Raw genomic sequence first — 15489 nt, 5'->3', positions numbered from 1 at the left:
CTCATTTCTTATTTTCTTCTCATTTGCTGACGATTGCCATAATGCTGTTTTGGAGCACTTGCAGCACGTTTCATTTGCTGTTCCATCATTTTAATCTGTTCGGTTAGCATACCACGTTTATCGAGCGCTTTAGCTTCTTTCATTAAGTTCTTAGCTTCGTTCTTACGGTTCTTCTGTGCAGCAATACCAGATAAGGTCATTTTAACCATTGCCATATCGTGTGCCATACTTAAACCAAGTTTCTCTGCTTTGCGCAGATGTTTCTCAGCTTGCGTCAAATTACTTTGCGAAGCCATAATTCCGTGCAAGTAATGATAATATCCTTGTTGCTTTCGAGTCAATGCAGTTTGTGGATTCTTAATTCTTCCTAATATGCGTTTTGCGCCATCAAAATCTTGCTTACGTAACTTTAAAAATGACATTAAAATAAATTCATTTTTAAAATAAAATAAGATAAAAATAGCCGCTAACAGAATTAAAAAGATTCCATTACCTATATATCCTTCATAAAATTGATAAATTGCGAAAGCAAATACGCCTCCTGCTATAATAAGTTTGATATTTTTGTTGAACATAAATCAGTATATATTTATAGAGGTTGCAAATGTATAAAAAACAATTGGAAATATTTTTTAAAATCTATTTGTCAAAGTAAAAACTCTTTGTATATTTGCGCCGCACTTTTAGGAAAAGAATACCGTGTGCATTTAGAATTATTTTCAAGAGAATTAAAGAAATTATATAATGAAAAGAACATTTCAACCATCAAAAAGAAAAAGAAGAAATAAGCACGGTTTCAGAGAAAGAATGGCTTCTGTAAACGGAAGAAAAGTGCTAGCTCGTAGAAGAGCAAAAGGAAGAAAGAAAATTTCTGTGTCATCTGAATTGAGACATAAGAAGTAATGATATATTAAAATATATATGAGGTGTTGTTTTTTATAAGCAACACCTTTTTTTGTACCCAAACGTTTTTTTATTTTTACGCAACACAACACACACTAAATCAATGCCAAAAAGAGAAGACTTAAATTCAATTTTAATTATTGGATCTGGACCAATCGTAATTGGTCAAGCTTGTGAGTTTGATTACTCAGGAACACAAGCATTACGCTCACTAAGAGAAGATGGAATTGAAACTATCTTAATCAATTCAAATCCCGCAACTATAATGACTGATCCTTCAATGGCAGATCATGTGTATTTAAAACCTTTAAATACTAAATCCATCATTGAAATTTTAAAAGAGCATCCACAAATTGATGCTGTTTTACCAACTATGGGAGGACAAACAGCTTTAAATTTATGTATTGAAGCTGATGAAAAAGGGATATGGAAAGACTTTGATGTAAAATTAATCGGAGTTGATATTGATGCGATCAACATTACAGAAGATCGTGAAAAGTTTAGAGAGCTAATGCTTAAAATTGGTGTTGGAATGGCACCACAAGCAACAGCAACATCATTCTTAAAAGGAAAAGAAATTGCACAAGAATTTGGTTTTCCATTAGTAATTAGAGCTTCCTATACTTTAGGTGGAGCAGGAGCTTCTATTGTATATGATCCAGCAGATTTTGACGAATTGTTACGTCGTGGACTTGAAATTTCTCCAATTCACGAAGTAATGATCGATAAAGCCATGATGGGTTGGAAAGAATACGAATTAGAATTACTACGCGATAAAAATGATAATGTAGTTATTATCTGTTCTATCGAAAATATGGATCCAATGGGAATTCATACAGGAGATTCTATCACGGTTGCGCCAGCAATGACTTTATCAGACAGAACGTATCAAAAAATGCGTGATATGTCAATTAAAATGATGCGTAGTATTGGTGACTTTGAAGGTGGATGTAATGTTCAGTTCGCTGTAAGTCCTGATGCAGAAGAAGAAATCATTGCTATTGAAATCAATCCGCGTGTATCTCGTTCTTCAGCCTTAGCGAGTAAAGCAACAGGATATCCAATTGCAAAAGTTGCTACAAAATTGGCTATCGGATATTCATTAGACGAATTAGACAATCAAATTACAAAATCAACTTCGGCATTATTTGAGCCAACATTAGATTATGTAATTGTAAAAATACCACGTTGGAACTTTGACAAGTTTGAAGGTTCTGACCGCGAATTAGGACTTCAAATGAAGTCTGTAGGTGAAGTAATGGGAATTGGACGTTCGTTCCAAGAAGCATTGCATAAGGCTACACAATCGCTTGAAATAAAGCGTAATGGACTTGGCGCTGATGGAAAAGGGTACAAAAACTATGATCAAATCCTTAGCAAATTAAAACATGCTTCTTGGGATCGTGTCTTTGTAATTTATGATGCCATTCAGATGGGAATTCCATTGAGTAGAATTCATGAAATCACAAAGATTGACATGTGGTTTTTAAGACAATACGAAGAACTATATCAACTAGAAAAAGAAATCTCATCACACAATACAATTGATACTATTTCGAGAGATTTACTCTTAGAAGCAAAACAAAAAGGATTTGCAGACCGACAAATAGCACACATGTTAAGTTGTTGGGAAAGTGAAGTTTACAAGAAACGTGAAGAGCTAGGAATTAAGCGTGTGTATAAGTTAGTTGATACCTGTGCGGCAGAATTCACAGCGAAAACGCCATATTACTATTCTACCTTTGAAGCTGAAATTGAAACAGCAGATGGGAATCGTTATGTACACAATGAAAGTGTTGTGTCGGACAAAAAGAAAATTGTAGTATTAGGTTCTGGACCAAACCGAATTGGACAAGGAATTGAGTTTGATTACTGTTGTGTGCACGGTGTTTTAGCTGCGGCTGAATGTGGATACGAGACAATTATGATTAATTGTAACCCTGAAACGGTTTCTACAGACTTTGATACGGCTGATAAATTATACTTTGAACCAGTTTTCTGGGAACACATATACGATATCATTCGACATGAAAAACCAGAAGGTGTCATAGTACAACTTGGTGGACAGACAGCGTTGAAACTAGCAGAAAAGCTATCTAAATACGGTATTAAGATATTAGGAACTAGCTTTGAAGCTTTAGATTTAGCAGAAGACAGAGGTTTATTCTCTAACTTGCTAAAAGAAAATAATATTCCTTATCCACAATTTGATATTGCTACAACTGCAGATGAAGCCTTAGCAATTGCTGATGTTTTAGACTTTCCAATCTTAGTAAGACCTTCGTATGTACTTGGAGGACAAGGAATGAAGATTGTGATTAACAAACAAGAATTGGAAGAAACGGTAGTAGACTTATTAAGAAGAATGCCAGGAAATCACTTGTTACTAGATCACTATTTAGATGGAGCAATAGAAGCGGAAGCAGATGCTATTTGCGATGGTGAAAATGTATACATCATCGGAATTATGGAGCATATTGAACCTTGTGGAATTCACTCAGGAGATTCAAACGCAACCTTACCACCGTTTAACTTAGGTGAGTTTGTCATGCAACAAATAAAAGATCACACAAAAAAGATCGCCTTAGCATTAAATACAGTTGGTTTAATCAACATTCAGTTTGCTATTAAAGACGATATGGTATATATCATTGAGGCCAATCCAAGAGCTTCTAGAACGGTTCCTTTCATCGCGAAAGCATACAAAGAGCCGTATGTAAACTATGCAACGAAAGTAATGCTAGGAGACAAGAAAGTGACTGACTTTGATTTCAATCCGCAATTAGAAGGATTTGCCATCAAGCAACCAGTATTCTCGTTCAACAAATTCCCGAATGTAAACAAGCGTTTAGGACCAGAAATGAAAAGTACAGGAGAAAGCATCTTATTCATAGATAGTTTAAAAGATGATGACTTCTACAACTTATATTCACGAAGAAAAATGTATTTAAGTAAATAAGCTTTTTCACATTTTAGCTATAAAAACTAAAGCCTCCCAATTAAATTTGGGAGGCTTTTTTCATGTCATTTATACAATTAAGAAAGCGTATATGAATTCTTTAGGTACGAATTTGAATTGGGCATTGTTTAGACTTTTATAAGATATTACTTTTAATTATTCAAATACGGAATTCCGACATAAATAGATTGCAAATGGTTTAACGCACCTTTTTTAAAATGTTACATCCAAATTATTAAATAACCATTACGATATGAAAAAGATAATATTTATTCTATTAATCACACTTATAACTTCTTGTAATACTGATGATGAATTTACTACTCAAAATGAAGCAAATAAAGTAGTTTTATTAAAAGTTGATTATCTAACAAATGAATTTGAAGGAGGTAAGGAATTAGAATTCCAAGCGGCAGAAAATTTTACGATAACATCCAATTATGTTTCACCCGCGGATATTGGAGGTATTCAATTGTTTTATAGTGAATTGGATCAGAAAATTTTTCAAGGAACAATTATTTGGTCAGGGACTGGAGCAAGATCATATCCAGAAAGCTTGAATCAGCCAAATGATTTCGCTACGATTGATCAAAACTTAGAATTACCCAACGCTGATGTTTTTGAACCTGTACTATATGATCAGTTTGCTTATTATCCTGATCCGATTGATTATGCTGGAATTTGGAACGCTATAAGCTCCTTAGAGGTTGTTAAGCGCTATAGAGATTCAAACCCACAAGGCAAAATTCATCTATTCCTTTACACACCAAGTGTTGCGCTTGGGAGTGGTCCTGTAATGGATTGGTATATTTACATCAAAAACTAAAACTGCTTGCAACAATTGTAATGGTTGTATAAGCTCACTTTAATAGTTAGTAGATATTTTTTATGCTTTACTTAAGATTTAATTATTGATACCTTAACAGCTGTTGGAATAAAATAAAGATAGTTTAGTCACCTAAAACAAACTATCTATGAATAAAAAACTACTTCTAACCATTTTAATTTCAGTATTTTTCTACACTGTTGGACTAGCACAAACGCAACCCAGTACTGAGACGAATGATAAACTCGAATTTTCAACAGGCTACACTTTAGGAACCTTAAAAAACTTAGAATTCGCACCTGTTTCTCGATACAATTATAATGGTTTACTGTATAATTTAGGCTACGAACGAACCAGTAAAAATCATAATTTATTTAACATACAATTAGACTATTTAACATCAACATTAGAATCAGATAGAATTCCAGTGTTGAATTCAGATTATACCAAAATTGGTCTAAGATTTTCGTATTTAAAACAGATCTACAATAAAAACAAACTCTCCATTCATTTGGGCTTACAATCCTATAGTAGTCTCTCTTTATATGCTGAAGGAATTAATCAATACTCCATATTCAATCAATCATTTGGTATAGCGAGTCAGTTCTCCTATCAACTAAATGAAAAGCATGCGTTGTATTCGAAACTGTCAATTCCGATGATATTATTCAGAATTACAGATTCTAGCTCGGATATATTCTCGCTGAATCGAAATCAAAGTGTATTCTGGGAAACAGGATACAAATACTCACTTTCCGATCATTTCGACATAAAAGCCAGTTATGAATTTAAGTATGATCGCATACAAATTCCAAGCGCTTTTCGCGAAATTCAATATCAATTCAATCTAGGTGTTCAATACAAATTCTAAAACATTATGAAGCATATATACACAATTTCTATCATTTTTATCATCATACTAAGCTCTTGTACAGACGCCTTAATTGGTGATAAAGGAAAAGAAGAGGAAGACATTTATTTAAACTATCAAACCAAAACAGATTTAGAATTGCCTTTTGAAGAAGAATGGTATGTATCTGTAGGAGGTAGAACACATTTAGAAGGCGGACATCATTTTATTACACATGGTAGTGGTCAACGATATGCGTATGACATAAGTAAGGTTGTCAATGGAAGTTTTTATTCTGGTGATGGAGGTGAAAACGAAGATGTGTACACTTTTGGAGCACGTTTAAATGCGCCTGGAGCTGGAAAAATAATTGCACTAGAAAACAATATTGAAGACAATAGTAGACCAGGTGTTATAAATGCCAATATTGATAATAGCAATCTTGGAGGTAATTATATTATGATAGACCATTTAAATGGAGAATACTCTTTTATGGCGCATTTTAAAAAAGGCAGTATCATTGTTTCTGTTGGAGATATGGTTGTCAAAGGACAAGAAGTAGGACAAGCTGGAAATAGTGGAAACTCCACAGGTCCACACTTGCATTATCATCTACAAAACACACCAAATTATTTGGATGGAATAGGGCTTCCTGCTCAATTTACAAACTACTTTGAAGACGATGTTAGTATAGAAAAAGGAGAACCTGTAAAAGGGCAACTTGTGCGGAAAAATTAAAAAGTTTTTTAGATTTAATAATCTTACTTGATTATTAAAGGTATGATTGATGAAGTGATTCGTTTCCTATAAGAACGAGTTATGGATTACTTCATTATCATTCACAACAACGTAACGAAATCAATATTGAATCGTCTTCCATAAAAAGGGAAAAACCATGGATTCAAAAAAACTACAAAAAATAGGCGGCATATCTGCAATTATTGAAGCATTGATATACATATCAGCTTTTATTGTATATGGAAGTGTATTAAGCTACCCTAATAAAAATGCGAGTGTTGCTGAGGAATTAAATTTTCTAACGGAGAACTATCTTTTACTATCAATATTAAATTTGGTGGTCTATGTATTATTCGGAATCGTCTTAGCAATTTTAGTACTAGCTATTCACCAACGACTTAAAAGTTACGCACCAAACTTTTCAAAACTGGCTTCTATTTTTGGAATCATTTGGGTCGGATTGGTCATTGCAAGCGGAATGATCGAAAACATAGGTTTAAGCACGGTAGTTGAGATGGGGAAAACAGCGCCAGAAAATGCCATCACAATTTGGTCTAGCGTAAGTATTGTTACTGAGGGACTTGGTGGCGGAAACGAAATTGTTGGAGGAGTTTGGGTATTGTTGCTAAGTATCACCGCATTGAAAGGGAAATTCTTTTCAAAACCACTAAACATTCTAGGTATCTTAGTTGGAGTTGCAGGAATTCTAACGGTGTATCCATTAGATCTTTTTACAGAAATTTTCGGAATCAGTCAAATTGTATGGTTCTTATGGATTGGTATTTCTATGATTCGTAAACCTGTTATAACAGAAGCGAATTAAAACACAAACAGTTGCAGTCTTTTTGCTATCTTAGTCTCAACGATAAACAAATAAACTTCGATTGGACTTTATACCAACAAATCATAGAATAAAATCAGGACAAGAAATTACCATTAGAGTACCTGAACAAAAAGATGCACAAGCCATTCTTGATCTAAAACGCGGTTATATAAAAAACACTAGTACGCTTCCATTGACGTTGGATGAATATCCTGATGATTTAGAAAAAGAAAAACAAGTCATCCGTGAATACGCTAAAAGTGAAAACAGCATTTTTTTAGTTGCGGAATATAACAACGAACTTATTGGAAATATTGACTTAACAGGAAATAAACGATCCAAAATGAGTCATACCGCAATGCTTGGTATGGGAATTCATGAAAAATGGAGGAATCAAGGGTTGGGTAGAATCTTAATTCAATCTGCTATTGATTGGGCAAAAAAGGATTCAAAGTTAGAAATCATTTGGTTGGATGTCTATGCTTCCAACGCAATTGGCTACAGTTTATACACAAAAATGGGTTTTGAAATCAGCGGAATTGTTAAAGATTTTTTCAAACAAGGAGATAGATATATTGATAAAGTACATATGTATTTGCGGATACAGTAATTTATACAATTTTGAAACGTCATTACGAGGAAGTATGACGAAGTAATCTGTTTGTCATAGTAACTATACTGTCATTCCTACGAAAGTAGGAATCCACTTTCGTCACGAATTCACTAATTATTTTTTTACGGGAAATCACATTGTGTATATATAATCTTTATTTTACATTTATAAAAATAATAGGAAGCTTTGATAAAAACGTTCCTATTATATATAAGTAGTAATGCATTAAAGATAATAAAGCGTTGAAATATGAAGTTTAATCCATTGACAAATGAACTTTTTACTAATAAAAACGAGTATCTTAAAAGGTTAGAATGTCCATTTAACTTAAATTGGAATGAATTGAAAGAAAATGGTACTTTGTCAAAAAAATGTGCTATTTGTGAAAATCAAGTTTTTGACACCGAACTACTTTCAGATAATGAAATTAAAAGAATGCTAGAAGAAAATCCAAAAACTTGTTTATCAATTAATCCGAATCAGATGAATGTCGAAATTATTTCTGATGGAAAAAATATAAATATCAAATGAGTTTCTTTGTTAAAAATAATTCAAGAAAAGATAATCAAAAAGGATATCGAGTAATTAAAACCGCTCGAAATTTAGAAGCTATAAATATAGCTATTAAGGAAGGGTTTATACCGTTGATAAAACGAGTAGAACCTTCGAAAGAAATTCAATCTAAATACTCACTCTTTCAAAATAAAAAGACTAATGAAATTGAATTGGTTGTAGATGGTAGAGCTGTTCACAGAAAAAATAATGATCCGAATTATATTAAAATAATAGATACTACATTTTATTACCCTTACAATTTTGAATCACCTTTTGCAGCTTATTTAATTCCTCCTGATTTAAAAAAAGGTGACTTTGTTTACATAGAAGATTTGATAGAGGATTTGATTGGATTTGAATGGAATCAAGGTGTAGCGAAAAGGCTTAAAGCTTGTGAAGCACGATGGAATGGTAAAGATTTGGAAATATTATACAATGCAGGTAAAATAACCAGAATTATGGGATAAATTAAAAACACATTACAACTATGGTTATAAGTAATAGTTTGTTCTTGCCTACTTACAAAAATCTTCTTGAGATTTTCTATTCGATTTGTATTTGCTAAATTAAGTTCTTAAACCACGTAATAAATATACACAACCGATGTGTATCATTAAATTCAAAACAGCAGTGTTAAATAAAATTGTTAAATCAATTATTAAATTCAAATCAAATAAGCCTGTAGCCATACAATGTTTATGGGACTCAGACTATGGTAGTATTTGGTTAGTAATTGAACTTATTTATAAAAGTCATCTAGGATATAAAAAAAAACAAATCAATATATTAGAATATGGTGAATTTGAATCGACTCAAAATCTAGTGGAAGAAGCTCGCAGGATTTGCAAACCCTATATCGAAAGGTACAATATAGAGTTATATTTTCCTTCTCCAGATGAGTGGTCAAGAGATTGTCCTGATTGGTCAGAAGCAAATGCTGCTCCAAAATGCGAAGACTGTGAAGTACCAATAATACCAACAGACAGTGAATATCTTCCAAAAGAAGTATGCTATCCTTGCCATTTAACTAGAGACCAAAACGAACGAATAAAAAAGGCTGTTCCATTTGATGACGGAGTAACAATGTATCTCTTTAAAGATGGTAAACATGAGAAGATAGGTTATTCTACACACTTCGAATCCTTCCCAATTTCGCCATACATAAGTGATATAGTAATGGAATCATTATTTATCAATTCTATTAATGTAATTACTCTTGAAAAACCAATGATTATCAATTTAATCAGAAAGCTAGATAATGCTATAGAGGAGCAATTAGAAGTTTACGAAGAACCTTCAATTAAACCTGAAATGGAAAAATTTATATCCAAAATAAAGGTTCAATTTAAAGATCGAGAAATTGAACTAATGGATAGGTTTAATAAAAATCATGAAAATATTTCTAGATTAATATCTAGTTATAAAACAGCTCAAAGAGCACTGAAAGAAAACTATAGCTATCAAATCTATTTTAAGAAAGGAATTACTTATAGAGATGATTCTATACTAAGGTTTATTCATTATGTAAGTAATGGTAATGCAGATATGAATAATTTAATTGTACGATATAAAAATATTATAACAGAGACTGAGTTATCTGAAACACTCACTAATTTAATATTAAAAGGGTGTTTAACTGAGAATAATTCTGAATATAGTGTTACTGAATTAGGTTTAAGAATATTATAAATAATAAATGTTGTATACAAGCTGACGAATGACACGCAAAAAGAAAATATCATTTGGAATTGGAATTTTAATAGTAGGAATTATATTCTGGCAATTTGGACTTTTTAATCGATTTAACTATTTGACTGCGAAAATTGATAGTTGGAGAGATTCAGCAAGAATTGTAACGACTGGACCGCCTATACATCCTTGTGGAGTTCCTTGCATTGGATTGAAAGAAAAATATGGATTTCACGAATCAAATGTTGGTTGTGTTCTTACTAGACCAACAATTCGTGGAATTGAAGCTTACAATGCCGAAATAGAAAAATATCTAAATAAAAGAAATGGCAAAAATTGGCGAGAAAAATATCAAGCAGAAATGTATTTGCTTATTAAAAACAACAAATTAGAATAAAAAATAATTTAAAAGGTAATACCTTCATCAGAATGGAAACCAATGACTTTATGAGGGATATATTGGAGGATTATTATAGATTTATTTTTCTTGACAGCTTTCCCACAAGTTCACTTTCTTTTGCTAACTTCGTTTTTGCTAATGCAACTAACCATACACAAACACATTAAGTGCAATTAAAATATGATAATGAATTTTGAAAACTTAATTCGAGATATCTACCAAAAACTTAAGAATATTGAAGATCCAGGAGAGACAGCCTCTTATATTCCTGAATTGTCTAAAGTTGATCCAACGAATTTCGGAATACACATATCAACAATAAATCAAAGCAACTTCGGAATTGGTAATTTTGACGATAAATTTTCTATTCAAAGTATAGCAAAGGTTCTTGCCTTAATACTCGCTTATCGAATTGTTGGTGATGAAATTTGGAAGAGAGTTGGTGTAGAACCTTCAGGTACATCATTCAATTCACTTGTTCAGCTTGAAGCCGATAAAGGCATTCCGAGAAACCCGTTTTTAAATGCAGGAGCAATTGTAGTTTCAGACATACTTATAAGTAATTTAAAAAATCCAAAAGAAGAATTCATAGACTTTGTTCGGAGTATTTCGGGAAACTCAGGACTTGAGTATTCTAGTAAAATAGCGCAATCAGAGAAAGAAACAGGCTATCGAAATGTTGCCTTGTGTAACTTCATTAAATCATTTGGAGAGATTGAAAATGAGCCATCTGATGTTCTAGATTTCTATTTTGACTTATGCTCTTTGGAAATGAGTTGTAAAGAACTTTCGGAGTTGTTCTTATTTCTAGCGAATAATGGTTGTCAAATGAAAACTAATAAGGAAATATTAAACGAAAGTCAATCCAAAAGAATCAATGCTTTAATGCAAACCTGTGGTTTTTATGATGAATCGGGAGAGTTTGCTTTCAAGGTTGGACTTCCAGGGAAAAGTGGAGTAGGTGGCGGAATTATCGCAATTCACCCTGATCAATATGCAATTGCCGTTTGGAGTCCAAAATTAAATATAAAAGGGAATTCATATAAAGGAATGAAGTTTTTGGAAGAATTTACAACTAGATCGGAATTATCTATATTCTAAAAACAATTCGTTTACATGAAAGCCATGAAAAACTAATTGTAAAATACTTAAAGTCATTTCTTGAAATAGGATTGAAACTACAATTGTCATCTCGTGCTAAAACATATTATCATGCAGTATTGGGTGATTCTACTATTGTTTTGAGCTACCATTCTTTACATAGCAGTTGGAAAGAGTATGAAAAATTAAAAACAAAATTGTTAAAATAGTATTAAGTACAGCTACCCAATCTTCCAACTCTCCAATCTTTTCCGTATTTTTATAGAAAAGAAAAATCTAGTGAAAAACTTCAACTTTACTAGAAAACCCGAATAAGAAAGGAACGATTAATGACCAACATGAATTTTAACTATGGAAAAGGCTTTACGTTTAGTAAGCATATTCCAAAGGAAGTATCGCATTTTGAGCGCGTGTTTGATATTTTTAAAGATGTCCTCACACATACATCAGGCGATATTGAAGAAGCCTTTGATTGGCTCGATACACTTGATACTGAATATAACATTTTTACAGACGAATATACATTACAAGACTTTGAAGACGATCTCAAAAAAAGAGGCTACATCAAAGAAGAAATTGATCCAGATAAAGACAATACAGGCAACGGATCTGGAAAAGGGAAAAATGTATTAACGGCAAAACTAGAATCTGCCTTGCGAGCATATGCCTTAGATCAAATATTTGGGAAACTCAAGCGAAGTGGTTTGGGAAATCACAATACGTCAAAACTTGGAAAAGGAGATGAACGCAATGGCGAAAATAGAGCGTTTCAATTTGGAGACGATTTAGCCATGATCAACATGACGGAAAGCATCAAAAATGCACAAGTCAATCACGGAATCGGAGATTTACGCATCACCGAAAATGATCTCATCGTTGAAGAAACACGACACAAAGCGCAAATGAGTACAGTCTTAATGATTGATATCAGTCATTCCATGATTCTGTACGGAGAAGATCGCATCACACCAGCAAAGAAAGTCGCAATGGCGTTGGTGGAGCTAATTCACCGAAAATACCCAAAAGATTCTATTGACGTCATCGTCTTTGGAAATGAAGCATGGCCAATTAAAATCAAAGACTTGCCATACTTACAAGTCGGTCCGTATCACACAAATACAGTTGCTGGACTGGAATTGGCGATGGACATTCTCCGCCGAAAGCGAAACACCAACAAACAAATCTTTATGATTACTGATGGAAAACCGAGTTGTTTGACCTTGCCTAATGGCGAATTTTACAAAAACAGTTTCGGATTGGACGAACGCATCGTTTCTAAATGTTTAAATAAAGCTGCACAGGCGCGAAAACTCAAAATTCCAATCACGACGTTTATGATTGCTAAAGATCCACACTTAAGAAGATTTGTAGAAATATTTACAGAACAAAATAGGGGAAAAGCCTTTTTAACTGGTTTATCAGGCTTGGGACAAATGATTTTTGAAGATTACGAAAAAAACAGAAAAAGAAGAATACAATAATATGAATTTAGCTTGTATTTGAATTTCCAAAGGAAGAATAGTAAGATAGTTGTCAAATCGAGCGCAGTCGAGATTGTTTAAAACGCTAGCTTCTCATGAGCTACGCTCGGTATCTACGATAATGCTCGAAGTGACAAACGTTAAGCATAAAAAAAATTAAAATATCATTTAATAATGACTCAAATTATTAATTGAAAAAGAACAAAATAAAAACATGCAAAAAGACATCACATTCAAAGAATTAAAAAATTCTGGACATACAAACAAAACCATTAGTGAAGAAATTCAAGCAAACCTAATAGTACGAATCAAAGCAAATGAGCCTGTTTTTGAAGGATTGTTAGGGTATGAAGACACTGTAATTCCGCAATTGAAAAAGGCAATTTTGGCAGGACATCATATCAATCTATTAGGATTGCGCGGACAAGCAAAAACTAGAATTGCACGTAGCATGGTAGATTTGCTAGACGAATACATGCCGATAGTAAAAGGTTCAGAAATCAATGACAATCCGTTTCAACCAATTTCAAAATATGCACGCGATTTACTAGCTGAACATGGAGATGAAACACCAATTTCTTGGATTCACAGATCGGAACGTTTCTTTGAAAAACTAGCAACGCCAGATGTAAATGTATCTGATTTAATTGGTGATATTGATCCGATAAAAGCGGCGACCTTAAAATTACCTTATTCGGATGAACGCGTATTGCATTACGGAATGATTCCGCGTGCAAACCGTTCCATATTTGTTATCAATGAATTGCCTGATTTACAAGCGCGGATTCAAGTATCCTTATTCAACATTCTACAAGAAGGTGATGTGCAAATACGTGGTTTTCAACTCAGAATGCCCTTAGACATTCAATTCGTATTTACGGCAAATCCAGAAGATTATACAAACAGAGGAAGCATTGTAACGCCGTTAAAAGACAGAATCGGTTCTCAGATTTTTACGCACTATCCGAAATCAATTGCGTTGGCGCGTCAAATTACGGAACAAGAAGCAAAAGTTTCTTCGAAAGACAAATCGGCTATAAAAGTTCCGAATCTTGCAAAAGATCTATTAGAAGAAGTCGCTTTTGCAGCACGTAATAGTGAATATGTAGATGCAAAAAGTGGTGTAAGTGCACGTTTAACGATTAGTGCGATGGAAAATCTAATGGCTGCCGCAAAGTTACGTCTCATTGAAACAGGCGAGGAGCAAACTACCATTCGTTTGGTAGATTTCATGTCCATCATTCCATCTATTACAGGAAAAATAGAATTGGTATACGAAGGCGAACAAGAAGGAGCTGATGAGGTAGCTAAAAACTTGATTGACAATGCTGTGATGATACAATTTGAAGATATCTTCCCTCGTGTACCCAAATTAGAAAAAGAAGGCGTAAAAACGACGTATACAGATGTAGTTGATTGGTTTGAAGAAAACTTTATAGAATTAAACTACACGGCAACAGATGAAGAATTCTACGCAAGTATCAATATGATCACTCCGTTAAAAGAGGTTATTGAAGAATATGCTTCCGATTACAGTGAAGAAGATCAAGCTTTTTGTATGGAATTAATTTTATGGGCATTGACCATCAATCATAAACTAGATAAATCTGAAAACAGTACCGCTTTTACTTTTGATGCTATTGGCTTTGGAAAACATTTTTGAATTTTTTATTCAGAATTGTTCGTTCAAATGATGAGAAATACTCAAAGCAAATTGTAGAAAAAAGGGAAATATTAAGAAAAATATCAATGTGTATTTGTAATCTTTGTTTTACTTTTAGGGAGAATAAGAGGAAGTTGTTGTGAAAAAAACTCCTGTTATACACAAATTATAAATTAAATAAAATCAAAAAATGAGTACAATTAGATTAGGAGATGAAGCTCCAAACTTTACAGCACAATCAACAGAAGGTGAAATTAATTTTCATAATTGGCTCGGAAATGGTTGGGGAATTCTATTTTCTCATCCAGCTGATTACACTCCTGTTTGTACAACAGAGTTAGGAACTGTAGCAAAGTATAAAGCTGAGTTTGATAAAAGGAATGTGAAAGTAGCCGCATTGAGTGTAGATGGTTTAGCATCTCATAACGGTTGGGTTAAGGATATTAATGAAACGCAAAATACAGTAGTCAACTTTCCAATTATTGCAGATGAGGATAAAAAAGTAGCTATGTTATATGATATGATTCATCCGAATGCCGATAGCAAATTGACCGTAAGATCAGTATTTGTTATAGGTGCTGATAAAAAGGTAAAATTAACGATTACTTACCCTGCATCAACAGGTAGAAATTTTGATGAATTGTTACGAGTAATCGATTCATTACAATTGACAGCTTATCATAAAGTAGCAACACCAGCCAATTGGAATAATGGAGATGACTGTGTTATTGTACCTTCAGTTTCTAATGAGGACATTCCAAATTTATTTCCAAAAGGACATACTGAAGTGAAGCCTTATTTAAGATTAACTCCGCAGCCAAATATTGAATAAAATACCGTATGCAAAAAATAACAGTAGTAGCGCAAGTCATTAGATTTGCGCTTTTT

At 33.1% G+C, this 15489-nt stretch carries 16 protein-coding genes; 15 read left to right on the top strand and 1 reads right to left on the bottom strand.

Going from position 1 to position 15489, the window contains the following annotated elements:
* Nucleotides 1-8: 8 nt before the first annotated feature.
* Nucleotides 9-575, bottom strand: coding sequence for a DUF2892 domain-containing protein (locus ACRBBL_RS05490; protein ID WP_431368017.1), 567 nt, complete (start codon nucleotides 573-575; stop codon nucleotides 9-11).
* 169 nt (nucleotides 576-744) lie between these two features.
* Here ACRBBL_RS05490 and rpmH point away from each other — a divergent pair, with 169 nt between their 5' ends.
* The 15 genes from rpmH (at nucleotide 745) to ACRBBL_RS05415 (ending at nucleotide 15433) form a co-directional block, all read left to right on the top strand.
* Nucleotides 745-903, top strand: coding sequence for a 50S ribosomal protein L34 (rpmH, locus tag ACRBBL_RS05485; RefSeq protein ID WP_083777297.1), 159 nt, complete (start codon nucleotides 745-747; stop codon nucleotides 901-903).
* A gap of 103 nt (nucleotides 904-1006) precedes the next feature.
* The gene (gene carB / locus ACRBBL_RS05480; RefSeq protein ID WP_431368016.1) at nucleotides 1007-3862 is read left to right on the top strand and encodes a carbamoyl-phosphate synthase large subunit; all 2856 of its coding nucleotides are present in this window, start codon (nucleotides 1007-1009) and stop codon (nucleotides 3860-3862) included.
* Nucleotides 3863-4115: 253 nt separating this feature from the next.
* Nucleotides 4116-4688: a hypothetical protein gene (locus ACRBBL_RS05475; RefSeq protein ID WP_431368015.1), complete on the top strand. Its 573-nt coding sequence runs from the start codon at nucleotides 4116-4118 to the stop codon at nucleotides 4686-4688.
* A 148-nt stretch (nucleotides 4689-4836) separates the two neighbouring features.
* Nucleotides 4837-5559, top strand: a complete 723-nt coding sequence (locus ACRBBL_RS05470; protein WP_431368014.1) for a hypothetical protein — start codon at nucleotides 4837-4839, stop codon at nucleotides 5557-5559.
* Nucleotides 5560-5565: 6 nt separating this feature from the next.
* On the top strand, nucleotides 5566-6276 hold the full coding sequence (locus ACRBBL_RS05465; protein WP_431368013.1) for a M23 family metallopeptidase: 711 nt from the start codon (nucleotides 5566-5568) through the stop codon (nucleotides 6274-6276).
* Between the two features lie 157 nt (nucleotides 6277-6433).
* Nucleotides 6434-7099 (top strand): DUF4386 family protein, encoded by a 666-nt coding sequence (locus tag ACRBBL_RS05460; RefSeq protein ID WP_431368012.1) that lies wholly within the window; start codon nucleotides 6434-6436, stop codon nucleotides 7097-7099.
* 61 nt (nucleotides 7100-7160) lie between these two features.
* Nucleotides 7161-7709, top strand: a complete 549-nt coding sequence (locus tag ACRBBL_RS05455; protein ID WP_431368011.1) for an N-acetyltransferase family protein — start codon at nucleotides 7161-7163, stop codon at nucleotides 7707-7709.
* Nucleotides 7710-7961: 252 nt separating this feature from the next.
* The gene (locus tag ACRBBL_RS05450) at nucleotides 7962-8243 is read left to right on the top strand and encodes a hypothetical protein (RefSeq protein WP_431368010.1); all 282 of its coding nucleotides are present in this window, start codon (nucleotides 7962-7964) and stop codon (nucleotides 8241-8243) included.
* Entirely contained in the window at nucleotides 8240-8734 is a 495-nt protein-coding gene (locus ACRBBL_RS05445; RefSeq protein ID WP_431368009.1) for a hypothetical protein, read from the top strand. Before ACRBBL_RS05450 ends, ACRBBL_RS05445 begins: the two co-directional genes overlap by 4 nt.
* Before the next feature lie 136 nt (nucleotides 8735-8870).
* The gene (locus tag ACRBBL_RS05440) at nucleotides 8871-9956 is read left to right on the top strand and encodes a hypothetical protein (RefSeq protein WP_431368008.1); all 1086 of its coding nucleotides are present in this window, start codon (nucleotides 8871-8873) and stop codon (nucleotides 9954-9956) included.
* A 28-nt stretch (nucleotides 9957-9984) separates the two neighbouring features.
* Complete coding sequence (locus tag ACRBBL_RS05435) at nucleotides 9985-10353, top strand: hypothetical protein (RefSeq protein ID WP_431368007.1); 369 nt, start codon at nucleotides 9985-9987, stop codon at nucleotides 10351-10353.
* 189 nt (nucleotides 10354-10542) lie between these two features.
* Nucleotides 10543-11457 (top strand): glutaminase, encoded by a 915-nt coding sequence (locus ACRBBL_RS05430; RefSeq protein ID WP_431368006.1) that lies wholly within the window; start codon nucleotides 10543-10545, stop codon nucleotides 11455-11457.
* 329 nt (nucleotides 11458-11786) lie between these two features.
* On the top strand, nucleotides 11787-12938 hold the full coding sequence (locus tag ACRBBL_RS05425) for a vWA domain-containing protein (RefSeq protein WP_431368005.1): 1152 nt from the start codon (nucleotides 11787-11789) through the stop codon (nucleotides 12936-12938).
* Nucleotides 12939-13152: 214 nt separating this feature from the next.
* On the top strand, nucleotides 13153-14601 hold the full coding sequence (locus ACRBBL_RS05420) for a sigma 54-interacting transcriptional regulator (RefSeq protein ID WP_431368004.1): 1449 nt from the start codon (nucleotides 13153-13155) through the stop codon (nucleotides 14599-14601).
* 190 nt (nucleotides 14602-14791) lie between these two features.
* On the top strand, nucleotides 14792-15433 hold the full coding sequence (locus tag ACRBBL_RS05415) for a peroxiredoxin (RefSeq protein WP_431368003.1): 642 nt from the start codon (nucleotides 14792-14794) through the stop codon (nucleotides 15431-15433).
* Nucleotides 15434-15489 lie beyond the last annotated feature (56 nt).

Source organism: Kordia sp. (genome assembly GCF_050633145.1).
Classification (GTDB): Bacteria; Bacteroidota; Bacteroidia; order Flavobacteriales; family Flavobacteriaceae; genus Kordia.
Note: the sequence above shows the minus strand (reverse complement) of the source record. Positions and strands in the feature narration are given on the sequence as shown.